This window comes from Streptococcus suis (genome assembly GCF_017601095.1).
Lineage (GTDB): Bacteria > Bacillota > Bacilli > Lactobacillales > Streptococcaceae > Streptococcus > Streptococcus suis_Z.
The window spans coordinates 37,655-56,674 of sequence record NZ_JAGFUX010000012.1 but is presented as its reverse complement, the minus strand read 5'-3'; the positions used below and the strand labels follow the sequence as shown (position 1 = coordinate 56,674).

21 protein-coding genes are annotated in these 19,020 nt (G+C 45.2%); 18 read left to right on the top strand and 3 right to left on the bottom strand.

All coding sequences use genetic code 11. The annotated features are described in order from the left end of the window. Positions 1 to 159: 159 nt before the first annotated feature. Complete coding sequence (locus J5566_RS09330) at positions 160 to 1,119, bottom strand: asparaginase (RefSeq protein WP_208563070.1); 960 nt, start codon at positions 1,117 to 1,119, stop codon at positions 160 to 162. A 72-nt stretch (positions 1,120 to 1,191) separates the two neighbouring features. Between J5566_RS09330 and J5566_RS10600 the strand changes: the two genes are divergently transcribed. Together J5566_RS10600 and J5566_RS10595 are read left to right on the top strand one after the other, a co-directional pair. Next, positions 1,192 to 2,043, top strand: coding sequence for an HAD-IIB family hydrolase (locus J5566_RS10600; protein WP_244229014.1), 852 nt, complete (start codon positions 1,192 to 1,194; stop codon positions 2,041 to 2,043). Position 2,044: 1 nt separating this feature from the next. Next, positions 2,045 to 2,560 carry an HAD family hydrolase gene (locus tag J5566_RS10595; RefSeq protein WP_244229013.1) on the top strand — a complete coding sequence of 172 codons (516 nt, stop codon included), beginning with the start codon at positions 2,045 to 2,047 and terminating at the stop codon, positions 2,558 to 2,560. 14 nt (positions 2,561 to 2,574) lie between these two features. On the opposite strand, the gene J5566_RS09320 is transcribed toward J5566_RS10595, so the two are convergent. Beyond that, entirely contained in the window at positions 2,575 to 3,027 is a 453-nt protein-coding gene (locus J5566_RS09320) for a universal stress protein (RefSeq protein WP_205031538.1), read from the bottom strand. Positions 3,028 to 3,167: 140 nt separating this feature from the next. Here J5566_RS09320 and J5566_RS09315 point away from each other — a divergent pair, with 140 nt between their 5' ends. From J5566_RS09315 to gatB, 6 genes are all read left to right on the top strand, one after another. Next, positions 3,168 to 4,382, top strand: a complete 1,215-nt coding sequence (locus J5566_RS09315) for a pyridoxal phosphate-dependent aminotransferase (protein WP_208563069.1) — start codon at positions 3,168 to 3,170, stop codon at positions 4,380 to 4,382. Between the two features lie 141 nt (positions 4,383 to 4,523). Next, positions 4,524 to 5,312 (top strand): GTP-sensing pleiotropic transcriptional regulator CodY, encoded by a 789-nt coding sequence (codY, locus tag J5566_RS09310; RefSeq protein ID WP_208563068.1) that lies wholly within the window; start codon positions 4,524 to 4,526, stop codon positions 5,310 to 5,312. Between the two features lies 1 nt (position 5,313). Next, positions 5,314 to 5,865 carry a cysteine hydrolase family protein gene (locus J5566_RS09305; RefSeq protein ID WP_208563071.1) on the top strand — a complete coding sequence of 184 codons (552 nt, stop codon included), beginning with the start codon at positions 5,314 to 5,316 and terminating at the stop codon, positions 5,863 to 5,865. A gap of 131 nt (positions 5,866 to 5,996) precedes the next feature. Continuing rightward, the gene (gatC, locus tag J5566_RS09300) at positions 5,997 to 6,299 is read left to right on the top strand and encodes an Asp-tRNA(Asn)/Glu-tRNA(Gln) amidotransferase subunit GatC (RefSeq protein ID WP_011921930.1); all 303 of its coding nucleotides are present in this window, start codon (positions 5,997 to 5,999) and stop codon (positions 6,297 to 6,299) included. Continuing rightward, positions 6,299 to 7,765, top strand: a complete 1,467-nt coding sequence (gatA, locus tag J5566_RS09295; protein ID WP_208563067.1) for an Asp-tRNA(Asn)/Glu-tRNA(Gln) amidotransferase subunit GatA — start codon at positions 6,299 to 6,301, stop codon at positions 7,763 to 7,765. The genes gatC and gatA overlap by 1 nt, the downstream gene beginning before the upstream one ends. Continuing rightward, positions 7,765 to 9,204: an Asp-tRNA(Asn)/Glu-tRNA(Gln) amidotransferase subunit GatB gene (gatB, locus tag J5566_RS09290; protein WP_208563066.1), complete on the top strand. Its 1,440-nt coding sequence runs from the start codon at positions 7,765 to 7,767 to the stop codon at positions 9,202 to 9,204. Before gatA ends, gatB begins: the two co-directional genes overlap by 1 nt. A gap of 56 nt (positions 9,205 to 9,260) precedes the next feature. Here the strand turns inward: gatB and J5566_RS09285 are convergent, their stop codons facing one another. After that, positions 9,261 to 10,259: a LacI family DNA-binding transcriptional regulator gene (locus tag J5566_RS09285; protein ID WP_208563065.1), complete on the bottom strand. Its 999-nt coding sequence runs from the start codon at positions 10,257 to 10,259 to the stop codon at positions 9,261 to 9,263. A 132-nt stretch (positions 10,260 to 10,391) separates the two neighbouring features. On the opposite strand from J5566_RS09285, the gene J5566_RS09280 reads away from it, so the two are divergent. The 10 genes from J5566_RS09280 (at position 10,392) to yqeK (ending at position 19,019) form a co-directional block, all read left to right on the top strand. Beyond that, positions 10,392 to 11,564, top strand: coding sequence for a galactokinase (locus tag J5566_RS09280; protein WP_208563064.1), 1,173 nt, complete (start codon positions 10,392 to 10,394; stop codon positions 11,562 to 11,564). 9 nt (positions 11,565 to 11,573) lie between these two features. After that, the gene (galT, locus tag J5566_RS09275; protein ID WP_208563063.1) at positions 11,574 to 13,055 is read left to right on the top strand and encodes a UDP-glucose--hexose-1-phosphate uridylyltransferase; all 1,482 of its coding nucleotides are present in this window, start codon (positions 11,574 to 11,576) and stop codon (positions 13,053 to 13,055) included. Positions 13,056 to 13,130: 75 nt separating this feature from the next. Then, the gene (locus J5566_RS09270; protein WP_208563062.1) at positions 13,131 to 14,036 is read left to right on the top strand and encodes a DMT family transporter; all 906 of its coding nucleotides are present in this window, start codon (positions 13,131 to 13,133) and stop codon (positions 14,034 to 14,036) included. Between the two features lie 63 nt (positions 14,037 to 14,099). Next, positions 14,100 to 14,729 carry a copper homeostasis protein CutC gene (locus J5566_RS09265; RefSeq protein WP_208563061.1) on the top strand — a complete coding sequence of 210 codons (630 nt, stop codon included), beginning with the start codon at positions 14,100 to 14,102 and terminating at the stop codon, positions 14,727 to 14,729. 134 nt (positions 14,730 to 14,863) lie between these two features. Continuing rightward, positions 14,864 to 15,568 carry an SEC10/PgrA surface exclusion domain-containing protein gene (locus J5566_RS09260; RefSeq protein ID WP_208563060.1) on the top strand — a complete coding sequence of 235 codons (705 nt, stop codon included), beginning with the start codon at positions 14,864 to 14,866 and terminating at the stop codon, positions 15,566 to 15,568. 115 nt (positions 15,569 to 15,683) lie between these two features. After that, positions 15,684 to 16,211 (top strand): YqeG family HAD IIIA-type phosphatase, encoded by a 528-nt coding sequence (locus J5566_RS09255; RefSeq protein ID WP_208563059.1) that lies wholly within the window; start codon positions 15,684 to 15,686, stop codon positions 16,209 to 16,211. Then, on the top strand, positions 16,212 to 17,318 hold the full coding sequence (yqeH, locus tag J5566_RS09250; protein ID WP_208563058.1) for a ribosome biogenesis GTPase YqeH: 1,107 nt from the start codon (positions 16,212 to 16,214) through the stop codon (positions 17,316 to 17,318). Positions 17,319 to 17,478: 160 nt separating this feature from the next. Further along, on the top strand, positions 17,479 to 17,790 hold the full coding sequence (gene yhbY, locus J5566_RS09245) for a ribosome assembly RNA-binding protein YhbY (protein ID WP_024384110.1): 312 nt from the start codon (positions 17,479 to 17,481) through the stop codon (positions 17,788 to 17,790). Between the two features lie 12 nt (positions 17,791 to 17,802). Further along, complete coding sequence (locus tag J5566_RS09240) at positions 17,803 to 18,435, top strand: nicotinate-nucleotide adenylyltransferase (RefSeq protein ID WP_208563057.1); 633 nt, start codon at positions 17,803 to 17,805, stop codon at positions 18,433 to 18,435. Beyond that, positions 18,432 to 19,019 carry a bis(5'-nucleosyl)-tetraphosphatase (symmetrical) YqeK gene (gene yqeK / locus J5566_RS09235; RefSeq protein WP_208563056.1) on the top strand — a complete coding sequence of 196 codons (588 nt, stop codon included), beginning with the start codon at positions 18,432 to 18,434 and terminating at the stop codon, positions 19,017 to 19,019. Before J5566_RS09240 ends, yqeK begins: the two co-directional genes overlap by 4 nt. The last annotated feature ends 1 nt before the right edge of the window (position 19,020 follow it).

Genomic DNA, 19,020 nt, shown 5'->3' with positions numbered 1-19,020 from the left:
TAAGGTTGACCCACGACACGCCACTCTTTCTCAGCTCATATATTTCTAGTTTTTCTTCATAACTTAATTTCATAAGAAAAACACCCCAATCGTTAGATTTTGTGTCTAACTTTTGGGGTGCAGTTCAGATGGACCAGCTTATTTGTTTGGTATGTTTTGTTAGCCCTGAATATAGTCAACAAGTTCTTTTCCGGTTAGGCCGGCTTCTAGGGCGATCAGCAGCTTGATACGAGCTTTTTGGGCATTTAACTCTTTGACGAAGAGGATACCCTTGTTTTCCAAGTCCACTCCGCCTCCTTGATAGGAATACACAGGTTCTGCAATACCGTTAAAACAGCGGGAAACGAGGACAACTGGAATTCCCTTATCAAGCAAGTTGTCCAGCGCAGGTAGGACTGCTGGAGGCAGGTTGCCAGCTCCTAAGGCTTCAATCACAATACCGTCAATGTCTGTATGGGCCAGGGATTCTAGAAGAAGGGGGTCCATATCGGCATAGCTCTTGATGATTGGGACTAGACCAGCTACGCGGTTTAAGTCAAAACGAACGCGAGGCTCTGCTGTTTTGAAGAAGAGAATTTCCCTCTTGGTGACAAGACCTAATGGACCATGGGTCGGAGTTTGAAATGTGGAAACGTTGGTTGTATGAGTTTTAGTGACGTATTTTGCGGCATGGATTTCATCATTCATGACAACTAGAATGCCCTTGTCAGCGGACTTGTCATCTGCTGCGACACGAAGGGCAGTGAGGTAGTTATAAATTCCATCGCTGCCCAATTCGTTGGAAGACCGCATGGCTCCTGTCAAGACGATTGGCTTTTGAGGAATGGCCATTGTGTCGAGGAAATAGGCGGTTTCTTCAAGGGTATCGGTACCATGTGTAATGACGAAGCCATCAAATTGCTCGGCTTCCAGTTTGATTTTTTGGTAGAGGGCCATCATGGCTTCAAGAGTCATGTGTGGACTTGGAAGATTGAGAAAATCAACAGAAGTCACCTGGATCTTGTCCAGTGGTGAAGGCACTTGGGTCATGGGATTGACTTGGCTAGAGGATACTTGTCCCTTCTCATCAGCCTGCATGGAAATGGTACCTCCTGTATGGAGGACGAGGATATTTTTCATATTCTTTCAATTTCTTTCAAGATTGTGCTATACTAATTGTAACATAAATGTCAGGAAAGAAGGTGAGAAGGTTTGGAAATTCGGGCAGTTTTTTTTGATATCGACGGGACCTTATTGATGGATAATCGTTCGGTCAGTCCTTCCACCATTTTTGCCATCAACCAGCTTAAGAAAGCAGGCATTTTAGTCGGTCTTGCCACTGGACGCGATCCACGTTTTATCCTCCAATACATGGCGGCCCTTAGTTTAGACTTGGCAATTGCCTATAATGGTCAGTATATATTTTCACGGGAAAAAGTCCTCTATGCTGATCCCCTTCAGGTTGATGATGTCCGTTCTTTGATCCAATATGCCAGACAAGAAAACAAGGATCTGTCCTTTGGAACGGCTTCTGGGGTGGCAGGAAGTGGTATCATGTCATTTGGTGGTGGTCACCTTGCTTATCGAATTTCCCGCATGATTCCAGAATCGTGGGCAGGATTGGTGAATTTTATTTTTAACCGCCTGATTAGACGCCTTCGTCCTCAGAAGGAGGCAAATGTGGAAGAAATTTTACAGCAGCCCATTTACCAACTCTTGTTGCTGGCTACGGAGAAGGAAACGACGAAACTTCAAGGGCGGTATCCTGGTTTGGAATTTACACGGTCTAGTCCCTATGCAGCAGATATTATCAATAAAGGTGGCTCTAAATTACAAGGAATCCAGCGTCTTGCCAATCAATTTCAATTTGGCTTGGACCAGGTTATTGTATTTGGAGATTCCAATAATGATTTGGAAATGTTAGCGGGAGTTGAGCATTCTGTTGCGATGAAAAATGCGACACGGAAGGCTAAAAAGGCAGCATCTTTTGTGACAGACTCCAACAACAAAGATGGAATTTTCAAGGCTCTTGAGCGCTTTGGCTTGGTCAAGGAGAGGGACTAGGATGAAAGAACAATCTGCATTTGAATCGGTACAGGCTTTTCATTTGAAAATGGATGGTTCCCTACCAGGTCATCCAACAGAGTTGAGTTCAGACCAGTCTCTATTTCGTATGATATTCAAGCTAGAAGAGATGGTGGAGTACCTGCATGCCAGTTTTGACTCGGAAGAGGATTTTCAAACTGGACTAAAGGAATTACGAGCTAGTTTGTATCTTGCAGAGCAAAAAGTGATGAAAAAAGGACCGGTCAAAAGAGACTGGGTTGGTCAAATTGATGCTCTTGTTGATTTGCTCTATTTTACATACGGCACCTTTGCTTTGATGGGCTTAGATCCAGCACCTTTTTTCCAAATTGTCCACGAAGCCAATATGGGAAAATTTTTTCCAGATGGCAAGGCTCACTATGATCCTAAGACTCATAAAATTCTCAAACCAGCCAACTGGGAGAAGGATTTTGCACCAGAAGGCCGATTAAAAATGGTTTTGGAAGCACAATGTCAGACAAGTAAAAAGGACTAGTCAGCTAGTCCTTTTTAAAATGTTTTGGTGCTATCCCGAACGATTAAGAGGTCGACGCAGGCGTGCCGCATGATATACTCAGAGGAAGAACCGATGAGCAGCCTTTCAAAGGCGTTGAGACCGGTCGCTCCGAGTAAGATTAAATCGGCTTCGATTTGCTGTGGAATATCCGTTGCTAACATGGTCTTGGGATTTCCAAATTCGATGAGGATATCCACTTGTTCGAGTCCTTGTTCTTCAGCCGTTCGTTTATAAGTGATGAGTAGTTCTTTGGCCTCTCTTTCCAGTGATTCATAGACACTGGCATCGAAAGCCACAACATTGTGCAAGGCTCTTGTATCAATCACGTGAACGATGTAAAGACGCGCCTTGTTTCGCTTTGCAACATGGATGGCCTTATGTAGAGCTAGTTCAGCACCAGTGGAACCATCAACAGCAACCATAATGGTTTGATAGGATTGTGACATAGGGAACACTCCTTTCCTACCGAAAAATTGAAGTATATGCTACACTTTTATTGTAAGCCTTTTCTTGGAAAAAGTAAAGTTTTCTTGTGATTTTTTTCGTTTTAGGCTAAAATATTATCAATAGAAAGACGAGGTGGCAGATGAGAAATTTTGAAAAGTCCATGAAATTAGAGCATGTGGCTTACGATATTCGTGGCCCAGTTCTAGAAGAAGCAATGCGCATGCGTGCCAATGGTGAGCAAATCTTGCGCTTGAATACAGGAAACCCAGCTGAGTTTGGCTTTACAGCTCCTGACGAGGTGATTCGTGATTTAATCCACAACGCCCGTAAGTCAGAAGGCTATTCTGATAGCAAGGGGATCTTTTCTGCCCGTAAGGCTGTCATGCAATACTGTCAGGTTAAGAATTTCCCAAATGTAGACATTGAAGACATCTATATCGGAAATGGTGTGAGTGAATTGATTACCATGTCCATGCAAGGATTGTTGGATAATGGTGATGAGGTCTTGGTTCCCATGCCAGACTATCCGCTTTGGACAGCTGCTGTTAGCTTGGCAGGGGGAAATGCGGTTCACTATATTTGTGATGAAGAGGCAGACTGGTATCCGGATTTGGAGGATATGAAGTCCAAGATTTCTTCACGTACCAAGGCTATTGTTTTGATTAATCCTAACAACCCAACTGGTGCCCTCTATCCAAAAGAAGTCTTGGAAGGGATTGTTGAGTTGGCACGTCAGCATGAATTAATCATCTTCTCTGATGAAATCTATGACCGTATGGTCTTTGACGGTGCGGTTCATATTCCGATTGCAACTCTGGCACCTGACTTATTTGTCGTGACCATGAATGGGTTGTCAAAATCCCACCGTATCTGTGGTTTCCGTGTGGGCTGGATGGTGTTGTCAGGTCCTAAAAAGCATGTGAAGGGCTATATCGAGGGTCTCAACATGTTATCCAATATGCGTTTGTGTTCAAATGTTTTGGCCCAGCAAGTTGTCCAGACCTCTTTGGGTGGGGTTCAATCGGTTGATAAATTGCTTATGCCAGGCGGTCGTCTCTATGAGCAGCGTGAGTATATCACTAAGGCTATCAATGACATTCCAGGTTTATCGGCAGTCAAGCCTAAAGCTGGTCTTTATGTCTTTCCTAAGATTGACCGCGATATGTACCGAGTGGACGATGATGAACAGTTTGTCTTGGATTTCTTGAAGCAGGAGAAAGTCTTGCTGGTTCATGGGCGTGGTTTCAACTGGAAAGATCCGGATCATTTCCGAATAGTCTATCTGCCACGTGTGGATGAACTGGCTGAAATTCAGGAAAAAATGACCCGTTTCTTGCGTCAATACCGTAGATAAGATTGGAGCTGATGAGTATCAGCTCTTTTTCTTACTTAAAATTGTATGTACTGTTTCAAAAATAGTAAATTTTCTGATAATTGTTGAAATTTGGTGAACAATTCGGTATAATAAATATAATTACAGTGTAAAGAGGAAACTATGACAACATTATTAGAAAAAACTCGGGATATTACTTCGATTTTGAAGCGTTCAGAGGAGCAGTTGGCAGAAGAATTGCCCTACAATGCCATTGCGGAGCACTTGTCTGATATTATTGATTGCAATTCCTGCATTATCAATAGTGAAGGTGAAATTTTGGGTTATCATATGAACTATAAAACCAACAATGACAGGGTTGAAGAGTTCTATATTAACAAGCAATACCCAGAAGAGTACGTTAAGGCTGTTGCTCAAGTTTATGATACCCAGGTCAACTTGCCAGTTGAGAGTGAGTTGACAGCTATTCCTGTGGAATCTCGTTCGATCTACCCGAATGGTTTGACCACCATTGCTCCTATCCATGTGACGGGCATCCGTTTTGGCAGCTTGATTATCTGGCGCAATGAAGAGCAATTCCACGAAGAAGATTTGATTTTGGTTGAGATTGCGGCAACAGTAGTAGGTATCCAACTACTTAACTTCCAGCGAGAAGAGGATGAGAAAAATATTCGTCGTCGTGCAGCGGTGAATATGGCGGTTAATACCCTTTCCTATTCTGAAATGAAGGCTGTTGCGGCTATTTTGGGCGAATTGAATGGTAATGAAGGTCAATTGACGGCTTCTGTTATTGCAGACCGTATCGGCATTACTCGCTCTGTAATCGTCAATGCCCTGCGCAAGTTGGAGAGTGCAGGGATTATTGAAAGTCGTTCGCTTGGGATGAAAGGAACTTATTTGAAGGTCCTTATTCCTGCTATCTTTGATGAAATTAAGAAACGTGACTACTAAGATGACAAAAGCGCTGATTTCGATTGATTATACAGTTGATTTTGTGGCAGACCATGGAAAATTAACTGCGGGGAAACCTGCTCAGGCTATTGCTGAGCGGATTGTCCAGGTGACAAGGGAAGCCTTTGAAAATGGGGACTATATCGTTTTTGCCATTGATGGTCATGAAGTGGGGGATGACCTGCATCCTGAAAGCAAGCTCTTTCCGCCTCACAATATCATGGGAACAGAGGGGCGTGATTTGTTTGGACCACTTGCAGACTTTTATCAGGAAAACAAGGATCATGCGCGTGTTCGTTGGATGGACAAGCGGCATTACTCGGCCTTTTCTGGGACGGATTTGGATGTTCGTTTGAGAGAACGTCGGGTGGATACGGTGGTCTTGACAGGTGTTCTGTCTGATATCTGTGTCCTGCATACAGCTATTGATGCCTACAATAAAGGCTATCGGATTGAGGTCGTGGCTTCTGCAATTGCCGCATTGACGGAGGAGAGCCATCAGTTTGCTCTCAACCATCTGCGCCATGTGCTTGGTGCGACCATTATAGATTAGGGTTTAGGAACCAGTCGTTAGACTGGTTTTTTGCCGAAGAAAAGCTTCCATCGGAGGGAATATCTACCTTTGTGTGGAGCTGGAAATATGGTATAATGAGAAGATAGATTTCCATTAGGAGGAAAGTAAGAATGAAGATTTCTGAAGCTGAAGTCCGTCACGTTGCCAAGCTGTCCAAGCTGGAATTTTCGGACCAGGAAACAGCGGAATTTGCGACAAGTTTGAGCAAGATTGTCGATATGGTTGAATTGCTCAATGAAGTAGATACGACAGGTGTTGCGGTAACGACAACCATGGCTGACCGTAAGAATGTCTTGCGAGCAGATATTGCCCAAAAAGGTGAGAGCCGTGAGGAGCTCTTTAAAAATGTGCCTGAATCACAAGATAACTTTATCAAGGTACCAGCTATTCTAGACGGGGGAGGAGATGCCTAATGACGTTTAACAATAAAACCATTGATGAATTGCATGACCTCCTTGTCAAGAAGGAGATTTCTGCGGTTGAGTTGACCAAGGCAACTTTGGAAGACATCAAGAGTCGTGAGGGAGCAGTGGATGCTTTCTTGACTATCACAGAAGATGCGGCCTTGGCGCAAGCTGCTGCCCTTGATGAAAAGGGGATTGATGCGGACAATGTCATGGCTGGTATTCCCTTGGCAGTCAAGGACAATATCTCTACGAAGGGGATTTTGACCACGGCAGCTTCAAAAATGCTCTATAACTACGAGCCGATTTTCGATGCGACATCGGTTGCTCAGGCCTACGCAAAGGATATGATTGTTGTTGGTAAGACCAACATGGATGAGTTTGCCATGGGTGGTTCTAATGAGAACTCTGCCTTCAAACCGACTAAAAATGCTTGGGACCAGACAAAAGTTCCTGGTGGTTCTTCAGGTGGTTCGGCAGCTGCAGTTGCTGCTGGTCAGGTCCGTTTGTCACTCGGTTCTGATACAGGTGGCTCTATCCGACAACCAGCTGCCTTTAATGGTATCGTTGGGATGAAACCGACCTATGGAACGGTGTCACGTTTTGGTTTGATTGCCTTTGGTTCATCTCTTGACCAGATTGGTCCATTTTCACAGACAGTTAAGGAAAATGCCCAATTATTGAATGTTATTTCTGGTCACGATGTCAAAGACGCAACTTCTACTATCAATGAAATCGCAGACTTTACTAGCAAGATTGGTCAAGACATTAAAGGCATGAAAATCGCTCTTCCAAAAGAATACATGGGAGAAGGGATTGATCCGCAGGTCAAGGAAACCATTCTCAAAGCGGCTAAGCACTTGGAAAGCCTGGGGGCAATCATTGAAGAAGTTAGCCTGCCACATTCTAAGTATGGGGTTGCTGTTTACTACATCATTGCTTCATCAGAGGCTTCTTCTAACTTGCAACGTTTTGACGGAATCCGTTATGGTTTCCGTGCAGAAGATGCGACCAACTTGGAAGAGATCTATGTGAAAACCCGTAGCCAAGGTTTTGGTGAGGAAGTCAAACGCCGTATCATGTTGGGAACATTCAGTTTATCGTCTGGTTACTACGATGCCTACTTCAAGAAAGCTGGTCAGGTGCGGACTTTAATTATCCAAGATTTTGAAAAGGTCTTTGCGGACTATGACTTGATTTTGGGGCCAACTGCTCCGACGGTTGCCTTTGGTTTGGACACGCTCAACCATGACCCTGTGGCCATGTACTTGGCGGATCTCTTGACTATTCCTGTCAACTTGGCAGGTCTTCCAGGTATTTCGATTCCTGCTGGTTTTGTAGAAGGATTGCCAGTTGGTTTGCAGTTGATTGGTCCAAAATATTCAGAAGAGACCATTTACCAAGTGGCTGCTGCCTTTGAGGCGACAACAGACTATCACAAGCAACAACCAGTGATTTTTGGAGGTGCTAACTAATGAACTTTGAAACGATTATTGGTCTAGAAGTCCATGTGGAGTTGAATACCAACTCGAAAATTTTCTCACCTTCATCTGCTCATTTTGGTGAGGACCCAAATGCCAATACCAACGTGATTGACTGGTCCTTCCCAGGAGTTCTGCCTGTTCTTAACAAGGGCGTTGTGGATGCTGGTATCAAGGCTGCCTTGGCCTTGAACATGGCTATTCACAAGGACATGCACTTTGACCGTAAGAACTATTTCTATCCTGATAACCCCAAAGCCTATCAGATTTCCCAATTTGACGAGCCGATTGGCTACAATGGCTGGATTGAGATTGAGCTAGAAGATGGTTCAACCAAGAAAATCCGTATCGAGCGTGCGCATTTGGAAGAGGATGCTGGTAAGAATACCCACGGGACAGACGGCTACTCTTATGTGGACCTCAACCGTCAAGGAGTGCCATTGATTGAGATTGTGTCAGAAGCCGATATGCGCTCGCCTGAGGAGGCCTATGCCTACTTGACTGCTCTCAAGGAAATCATCCAATACACTGGTATTTCAGATGTCAAGATGGAAGAGGGGTCTATGCGCGTGGATGCTAACATTTCCCTTCGTCCCTATGGTCAGGAGAAGTTTGGTACCAAGACTGAGTTGAAAAACCTCAACTCCTTCAACTATGTTCGCAAGGGCTTGCAGTATGAAGTAGAACGTCAGTCCAAAATATTACGTTCAGGTGGTCAAATCCAGCAGGAAACACGTCGTTATGATGAATCTACTGGGGAAACCATTCTCATGCGTGTAAAAGAAGGATCAGCTGACTACCGTTACTTCCCAGAGCCAGACTTACCGCTCTATGAGATTGATGATAGTTGGATTGAGGAAGTGCGTGCAGAATTGCCAGTCTTTCCAAAGGCTCGCCGTGCTCACTATGTGGAGAACTTGGGCTTGACGGCCTATGATGCAGGTCAGTTGACCTCTACCAAGGCCCTGTCTGACTTCTTTGAAGCGGCAGTAGCAGCAGGTGGCGATGCTAAGCAGGTATCCAACTGGTTACAAGGGGACATTGCCCAGTTCCTCAATACAGATCAGAAGACCATTGAGCAAATCCTATTGACACCGGAAAGTCTGGTGGAAATGATTGGCTTGATTGCGGACGGAACCATCTCTTCTAAGATTGCCAAGCAAGTCGTTGTCCACTTGGCTAAAAACGGTGGCTCTGCTAAGGCTTACGTTGAGGAAGCTGGTCTGGTACAGATTTCAGATCCGGCGGTCTTGATTCCGATTATCCATCAAGTTTTTGAAGATAATGTAGCAGCAGTGGCTGACTTCAAGTCTGGCAAACGCAATGCGGACAAGGCCTTCACAGGTTACCTGATGAAAGCTACAAAAGGACAAGCCAACCCACAAGTTGCACAACAACTATTGGCGCAAGAATTGGCGAAGTTATTAGACTAATATAAACAGAAGCAAACCGAGAATTCATTATGAACTCTCGGTTTTACTAATGTACTTTAGTAAGAACTTTCCCGTATGACCAGCTGGGTGCCTAATTTGATTTTACGAGGATGAAGGGGAGTTGGACTCGTAATAACACGGTCTAGGAGCTGTATGGCTTCTTGTCCCATTTCCTCGGTGAAGACGCTGATGGAAGACAGGGCTGGATAGACCTGACGGGTGATGGCAGTATCGTTAAAGGTGATGAGTTGGACCCGTTCTGGCACGGCAATTTGGCGTTCCTGTAAGGCACGCAGGGCACCGACTGCCAGGGTATCATTGGCCATAAAGAAGGCAGGGGGCAACTGGTCGCCTAAGTCCTCGATAGCCTGGCTCATCAGCTCATAGCCAGACTGGGTGGAGAATCTCCCTTGATAGATATAGTTTTCTTGGAGCATACCCAAGGTGTTTAGGTAGTCACGAAAGGCAGTCAGGCGCGGGTCTGTTGGCAGTTGCTGACCGTCCGTAGTTTTCTCCTGTCCGACTAGGAGTCCAATGTCTGTCAGACCTTGTGCATGGAAGTGGTCGATAACGGTCTGAACAGAGTGCTCAAAGTCAGTCGTGATACAGGAAAATCCCTCGGTCAGTGTATCAGAATCTACAAAAATGAGCTTAGAAGACAGGCTAGACAGCTCTGCTATTTGCCCAAAAGAAAACTTACCAACCGCGATGATGCCGTCAACATCTTGGAGGAGGGGGTTGGTCAAGTCGTTGAAGGAGCGGATGATTTGGTAGCCGAGAAGACTGGCGGTTTGCTCGATGCTGGCCCGAATGGAGTAGTAGTAGAGATCGGCTAGCTCCTCGCTCTCAGTGTACCACTGGACGATGCCAATGGTACCTTTGGGTTGGGGGGCTTGCTTTTTGATGTGCTTGGTGTAGCCTAATTTCTGTGCCGTGTAGAAAATGCGATCTCGGGTTTCTTGGCTGACGGATAGGGTCAGGTCGCCCTTGAGAACGCGGGAAACGGTAGCAGGGGATAGGTCCGCTTGCTTGGCAATGTCTTTGATCGTAACCATAGTTTTCTCCTGTTTTCTTGCAACAATTATAGCATAAAAAATGTAATTAGTAAATATTTAGTAAAACTATTGACATTTATATTATTGAATTGTACAATAAAAGAAAACGATTACAAAACCAAGGAGGTTCCTATGAACACAGAACAACTCAAGCAAGCCTTTCTTGATGTATTTGGTCAAGAGGCGGATGCAACTTTCTTCTCACCTGGTCGGATTAACCTGATTGGTGAGCATACAGACTACAACGGTGGTCATGTCTTTCCAGCAGCCATAACCTTAGGGACTTACGGTGCTGCTCGCAAACGTGATGACCAGCTTCTCCGTTTTTATTCCGCAAACTTTGAAAAAGTTGGTGTGATTGAGGTAGATTTGAACAACTTGGTCTTTGATAAGGCGGACAACTGGACCAACTATGCCAAGGGAGTTCTCAAATTTTTGCAAGAAGCAGGGCATACCATTGATACAGGGATGGAAGTCTTTGTTTACGGCAACATTCCAAATGGTTCAGGTTTATCTTCATCAGCTTCCTTGGAACTCTTGATTGGCATTATCGCAGAAGAACTGTATGGACTTGAATTGACTCGTCTTGATTTGGTGAAAATTGGTAAGCAAACGGAAAATCACTTTATCGGTGTCAATTCTGGGATCATGGACCAGTTTGCGATTGGTATGGGAGCGGACCAACGTGCCATTTATCTAGATACTAATACGCTTGAATATGAATTGGTGCCATTGGACTTGGGTGACCATGTGATTGTCATCATGAATACCAATAAACGTCGTGAATTGGCGGATTCTAAGTACAACGAGCGCCGGGCAGAATGTGAAAAAGCTGTGGAAGAATTGAATGCAGTCTTGACTATTCAAACTCTGGGAGAGTTGGATGAGTGGACTTTTGATCAATATAGTTACTTAATCAAAGATGAAAACCGCATCAAGCGTGCCCGCCATGCTGTCTTGGAAAACCAACGGACCTTACAGGCTCGTAAGGCCTTGGAAGAAGGAGATTTGGCAACCTTTGGCCGCTTGGTCAATGCTTCCCATGTTTCCCTGGAGCATGATTATGAAGTGACAGGTTTGGAATTGGATACCTTGGCCCATACCGCCTGGGAGCAAGAAGGAGTTCTTGGGGCTCGGATGACAGGAGCTGGTTTCGGCGGTTGTGGTATTGCCATTGTCCATAAGGATAAGGTGGATGCCTTCACGGAAAATGTCGGCAAGACCTACACTGAAGTGGTTGGCTATGAGCCAAGCTTCTATGTTGCGGAGATTGCTGGAGGCTCTCGCGTTTTATCTCGAAAATAGATTGGAGAAATGATGGCTGGATTGGTGGATCGTTTTGTTGAGCAGGTTATTGCCAACAGTGATTTTGAAGGAATGGATGTCCTTTACCTGCGCAATCGGGTCTTGGCTCTGGTGGGAGACCAGGTTCTGGCTGTCCAAACAGAACTAACAGACTTGATTGAATTAAAAGATGAGCTATTGGTTCATGGTGTTGGAACTGGTTTTGTAGGAGAATTGCTGGAAGAGCAGGACATGGTTGGGGCTTGTTTGATGGACTTGATCACCCCAAGTCCTAGCCAGGTCAATCGTGATTTTTGGCAGACCTATCAAGACAGTCCAGAGCAGGCTGTGGCAGATTTTTATGCCTTGAGTAAGCGCAATGACTACATCAAGGTGGCTGCTGTTGCCAAAAATATCTATTATCAAACACCGACAGACTATGGCAACCTAGAAATTACCATCAATCTGTCCAAACCAGAGAAGGATCCCAAAGCCATTGCGGCAGCCCGTTTAGCGGAAGCTTCAAACTACCCTCAGTGCCTGCTTTGTATGGAAAATGAGGGCTACCAAGGCCGCATCAATCACCCAGCACGTGCCAACCACCGCATTATTCGCTTGGAGCTTGGACAGGAACAGTGGGGCTTCCAGTATTCGCCTTATGCTTACTACAATGAACATGCCATTTTCTTGAACCAAGAGCATGTGCCTATGGTGATTAGCCCCCAAACCTTTGAACAGCTGTTGGACTTGCTTGACATCTTTCCAAATTATTTTGTCGGTTCCAACTCTGACCTACCAATCTCGGGTGGCTCCATCTTGACCCACAATCACTATCAGGGTGGGCGGCACAGTTTTGCCATGGAGAAGGCGCCGATTGAGCGTCAGCTGGTCTTTGAGGGCTTTGAGTCCGTATCTGCCGGCCTTGTCAAGTGGCCTATGTCGGTGATTCGCTTGAGTTCAGCGGATAAGCCATCGCTTCTTGGTTTAGCGACTAAGATTTTGGAAAAATGGCGGAGCTACTCAGATGATAGTGTTCAGATTAAGGCTGAGACGGATGGGACTCCTCATCATACCATTACCCCGATTGCCCGGAAACGAGGAGATGTGTACGAGCTGGATTTGGTTCTCCGCGACAATCAGACCTCGGAAGAATTTCCAGACGGCATCTACCATCCACATCCAGATGTCCAACACATCAAGAAAGAAAATATCGGCTTGATTGAGGTTATGGGCTTGGCGATTTTGCCTCCACGTTTGAAGGCAGAATTGGCTGAAGTCAAGAAATACTTGCTAGGTCAAGACAGTCAGGTGGCAGCCTATCATCAGCCTTGGGCGGACAGATTAAAAGCAGAACATCCAGTTGTGACAGAAGAGACGGCTGAAGAGGTCATTCGAGATTCTGTTGGCCAAATTTTCGCTCGTGTCCTAGAAGATGCAGGTGTCTACAAACGCACTCCAGAAGGTCAGGCGGCCTTTATGCGCTTTGTGGAATTTGTCGGTTTAGCAACTTAATTGTAAGAAAGAGTGGGACCAAGTCCTACTCTTTTTGGTATAATGGGACTATTGACATGAGATGAAGGAGATAGGATGACAGAAAAACAAAAAGGTACCATGATTACCCTTATAGCGGGTATTGCTTGGGGGCTTTCAGGTGTGAGTGGCCAGTATTTGATGACAAGGGGGCTGGCAGTTGAGTTATTGACCTCTCTCAGACTCCTAGTAGCTGGAGTTTGTTTACTGACACTAGCCTGGTGGACGGCACGAAATGATCTTGTTCGCTTGCTCCGTCACAAGAAGGATTTATTCATGACCATGGTCTTTGCCTTACTGGGCTTGGTGCTCAATCAGATGGCCTATCTTCAAGCCATCGCCCATACCAATGCAGGGACTGCAACGGTGCTACAGTACCTTTGTCCAATTTTGGTGTTGGGCTTTTCCTGTATTCGGTTGAAGCAATTACCAAGTTGGGTAGAAGTTCTATCAATCTTCTTTGCCGTGTCAGGAACATTTTTGATTGCTACGCATGGCCACCTGGATCAACTGGCAGTTACACCGATTGGCTTGTTTTGGGGGATTTTTTCGGCCTTTACCTATTCGCTCTACATTATCCTCCCAGCCCGTCTGATTCGTCGTTACGGGAGTTTAGTGGTGATTGGTCTGGGTATGTTGCTGGGGGGAATGGTTCAAAGTATTGGGTTCCAAACCTGGCAGTATCAACTAGCAATGGATAGAGGGATTTTCTTGGGCTTAGTAGGGATTGTAGGGGTAGGAACGATTTTTGCCTATACTGCTTTTCTCAAAGGCGTCAGCATGGTAGGCCCGGTCAATGGTAGCTTGTTGGCTTCCATTGAGCCAATAGCTTCAGTCTTTTTTGCAGTTTGGTTGGTGAATGAGGTCTTCTATCCAATTGATTTCCTTGGGATGTTCTTAATTCTTATAGCAGTGCTCTTGATTTCAATCAAAGATATTCTTTTTACAAGGGGCAGTAAATAGACTGCTCTTTTTTGTGTGCTATGATATAATGGAAAGAAAAGGCTTTCAATAAAAGGAGGGTTTATGATTAAAGAATTTTGTGCAGAGAATCATGAACAGGTTGCATGTGCCCTGGCTTTAGGGAGTCAACGGATCGAACTCTGTGATAACCTGTCAGTCGGAGGAACCACACCGAGTTATGGTGTGATGGACTATGTCTGCCAATTGGCCCACCAACAAGAGGCGACGGTCATGACCATGATTCGTCCGAGGGGAGGAAATTTTCATTACAGCCCTGAGGAGGTGGCCATGATGCTGGTAGATTGCCACATCGCCAGACAAGTGGGCTCAGATGGATTAGTTTTTGGTGCGTTGACAGAGGAAAACTGGCTGGACGAGCCTGTCCTAGAACAACTGGTCGAGGCATCGGATGGCTGCGAACGGGTCTTTCACATGGCTTTTGACCAGATTCCTAGAAGTCGCCAGAAGGAGGCCATTGATTGGCTAGCTGACCATGGTTTTCAGCGAATCCTGACCAGAGGCCATATCAGTGGCTCTGCTTTGGAACATTGGCAATGGTTAAAGGAAATCATGGCCTATGCGCGTGGTAAGATTGAAATCCTAATAGGGGGAGGCTTGACCAAGGAAAATCTCCCACAATTAATGGACTTGCTAGAGCCAGATCAAGTCCATGGAACTCGCTTGTTCTGGTAATCTTGGTTTGGTGTTTCCCTTTGAACAGTTGGTAAAACTATCCAACTGTTTTAATTTTCTGACAAATCATGAAAGGGTTTACAAAAAGGCAGGAAATTGTTACAATGAAGTCAGTATTTATCGGGGAGGTTTTTATGACTAAGGAAACAGTTACGGATTACCAACTAGCAGAAGAGCTGGTATCAACTGGAATCCAGTTGCCAGAAGGATTTGCAGCTGCTTTGGCTGAGTACATTAGAGATGGAAAATCTGGGTTGGATTCAACTTTAGAAAAGTTGGGGGAACTTGGCTTGGAAGCCAATCGTTTCCAAGGAAACGAGGCAGACAAGTCTCGCTTGATTGCAGATATCGAAGTTGTGGATCAGGAGATTTTGGAAGAGTTGGCCCTGTATGCGACAGACTTGCTCAATCCGCTTCGTGAGGCCCTTGGAAGTGTGGCAGTAGAAGTGAGTAGCCTAGCCTTGGATTATGCCAAGAGTCTGGCAGCATCGATTGAGGCGGGGCTTTACAAGCATGACTACGATAGTCTGATTGAGATTGCCAAGCAAAAAGGAGTGGAACCACAGGGTAAGGATTGCATCGCCTTTTCGGAATATAGGGAAGGTGGTTACAGTCTCAATGATGCCAAGGAGCTGATTTACCAAGGATTGGTATGGCGTCTTTTTGATGATAGCCATGCAGACTATGGTCATGCTGCCATCTTACTTGGAATCGAACAGGAAGATTCGGGTGTTGAAGCGATTGGTTTTGCCTTTTCGAGACTCAGTCTCCATGTGGAATGGCTGCTGACACACATGATTTTCATTCCGAAAGATTGGGTGCTTAACCAGACCAACTAAGAATTGCAATCGTCCTTCTAGGACGATTTTTTTCTTTCCGGAGTAATCGGTCTTGCGGTCGCATTTTTACTAAATAAATGATATAATTATCTGATAACGCAAAGTGGAGAATCAAGTGACTTTAGAAAATTACATGCCAGATTTTGCCTTGGAAAAGGCCTATGATGTAACAGTTGATAGTTTAAAAAAATACGGAATCAAGGTGGTCTTTGTTGATTTAGACAATACCCTGATTGCTTGGAATAATCCCGATGGTACGCCAGAGATGCGCCAGTGGTTACAGGATCTGCAGGCCGCAGGCATTCCCGTTGTGGTGGTTTCCAACAACAAATATGAGCGGGTCAAGCGAGCAGTGGCCCCTTTTGGAATCGAGTTTGAAGCCTTCGCTCTCAAGCCTTTCACCTTTGGGATTAACCGTGCACTGAAACGCTTTGATGTCCAGCCACATGAAGTGGTTATGATTGGTGATCAGTTGATGACGGACATTCGGGCGGCAAAACGGGCAGGGCTCAAGTCTGTTTTGGTCAAGCCCTTGATTCAGTCAGACTCGATCAATACGCAGATTAACCGTTGGCGTGAGCGACGGACCATGAAGCAAATCATAGCCAAATATGGAGCAATAGACTACAAGAGGGAGATGTAAGTGGAAGAATTATTTTGTATCGGCTGTGGTGCCCAGATTCAGATGCTAGACAAGGCAGTCGCCGGTTTTACACCTCAATCAGCCCTAGAAAAAGGCTTGGAAACAGGGCAACTCTACTGCCAGCGTTGTTTCCGTTTGCGCCATTACAATGAAATTTCAGATGTCAATATCTCAGATGATGATTTCTTGAAACTCCTCCATAGCGTAGGAGAAAGTGATGCCTTGGTAGTGAATGTCATTGATATTTTTGATTTCAATGGTTCAGTCATTCCGGGTTTGCCTCGCTTTATTTCAGGCAATGATGTACTTTTGGTCGGCAACAAGCAGGACATTTTACCCAAGTCTGTCAAGACAGGCAAGGTCACCCAGTGGTTGACCGAGCGGGCGCATGAAATCGGCATGCGACCAGTTGATGTGGCCTTGACTTCTGCTCAAAATAAGCAGGCTATCAAGGACTTGATTGAAAAGATTGAACAACACCGCAAGGGGCGGGATGTCTATGTGGTCGGTGTGACCAACGTCGGCAAATCAACCTTGATCAATGCTATTATCCAAGAAATCACAGGGGACAAGGATGTCATTACGACTTCACGTTTCCCTGGAACGACGCTGGATAAGATTGAAATTCCTCTGGATGATGGTTCTTTCATTTACGATACGCCAGGTATTATTCACCGTCACCAGATGGCCCATTACCTGACGGCTAAAAACCTCAAGTACATCAGCCCTCGCAAGGAAATCAAGCCAAAGACCTACCAGCTCAATCCAGAACAAACCTTGTTCTTGGCTGGTCTGGGACGATTTGACTTTGTGGCTGGTGAACGCCAAGGCTTTACGGCTTTCTTTGACAATGAGCTCCAACTCCACCGCACCAAGTTGCAGGGAGCTAGTGAATTTTACCAGAAACATGCGGGCTCACTTTTAGTGCCACCAACCAGCAAGGAATTGAAAGAATTTCCAGAATTGGTCCGCCATGAATTTACCATCACCGAGAAGACGGATGTGGTCTTCTCAGGACTTGGTTGGATTCGGGTCAATGAAAAGGCCAAGATTGCTGCCTGGGCGCCTAAGGGTGTGGATGTGGTCATCCGCAAGGCGATTATTTAGATGTGCGTACTGGCTGCATTTGTTAGCCAATATAGTCTTTTAGTTTACTTTTAGTACTAGGCAACGAGCCGCAGGCATAACTGGAGTTAGGCAAGGTGAGTTAACGACGTAATAAAAGATAAACTAAATGACGATAAATATAGAAACATAGGAAAAATAGATGACATTAACTTCAAAACAACGTGCCTTTTTGAACAGTCAGGCACACAGTCTTAAACCCATTATTCAGATTGGGAAAAATGGTCTAAATGACCAGATTAAAACCAGTGTTCGTCAGGCCTTGGACGCGCGTGAATTGATCAAGGTGACCTTGCTACAAAATACGGATGAAAACATCCACGAAGTAGCAGAAATCTTGGAAGAAGAAATCGGTGTGGATACGGTCCAAAAAATCGGTCGCATCTTAATTTTATTCAAACAATCTAGCAAGAAAGAGAACCGTAAAATTTCCAAACAGGTCAAAGAAATCTAAGAAGGAGAGCCTATGGCTATTGAACTCTTAACACCCTTTACCAAGGTTGAATTAGAGATTGAAAAGAAAGAAACCAATCGCAAACAAGTGGGGATTTTGGGAGGGAATTTCAATCCTGTCCACAATGCTCACTTGATTGTGGCAGACCAGGTCCGTCAACAGTTGAAGCTGGATCAAGTCTTGCTCATGCCAGAATTCATTCCGCCTCATGTGGATAAAAAAGAAACCATTGACGAATACCATCGCTATTCCATGCTCAAGATGGCTATTGCAGGTATGGAGGGCTTGGGGATTGAAACCATTGAACTGGAACGCCGTGGTGTCAGCTATACCTACGACACAATGAAATTGCTGAAGGAAAAAAATCCTGATACGGATTATTATTTTATCATTGGTGCAGATATGGTAGACTACCTGCCAAAATGGCATAGGATTGATGAATTGGTCCAGTTGGTGCAGTTTGTTGGTGTCCAGCGTCCTCGTTACAAGGCAGGGACTTCCTATCCTGTTATCTGGGTAGATGTGCCTTTGATGGACATTTCCTCCAGCATGGTGCGGAGTTTTATCAAGCAAGGACGGGTACCGAATTTTATGGTGCCTCATGAAGTTCTGGACTATATCGAAGAAAAGGGACTTTACCAATGATTGCAGCAGATTTGACCTTTGACCGTCAGGCTCTTTTGGAAAAAATCCGTGTAGCCATGAATCCAGAGCGCTTCCAACATGTCTTGGGTGTGGAAGAAGCGGCGCTTGCCTTGGCAGAACAATACGGCTGTGATCCGAAAAAAGCTAGTCTGGCAGCACTCTTGCATGACTATGCCAAGGAAGTGGAAGACCAAGTCTTTCTGGACTTGATTGCCAAGTATGATTTGGATAGGGACCTGCTCAACTGGGATAATAACATCTGGCACGGTGTGGTTGGCGCCTATAAAATTGCAGAAGATTTTGGCTTGAAAGATGAGGAAATTTTCCAAGCCATTCAACGCCACACCATTGGTTCTGGGCAGATGACCTTGCTTGACAAGGTTCTCTATGTGGCGGACTACATCGAACCCAATCGGGATTTTCCCGGGGTGGACGAGGCGCGTCGTATCGCAAAAGAGTCCTTGGACAAGGCAGTAGCCTATGAAACTGCCCAAACCATTTCTTACTTAGTCAAGAAGGGGATTCCCATTTATCCACAAACCTTGGAAACCTATAATGGCTATGTCGCGTATTTGAAGGAGTAGG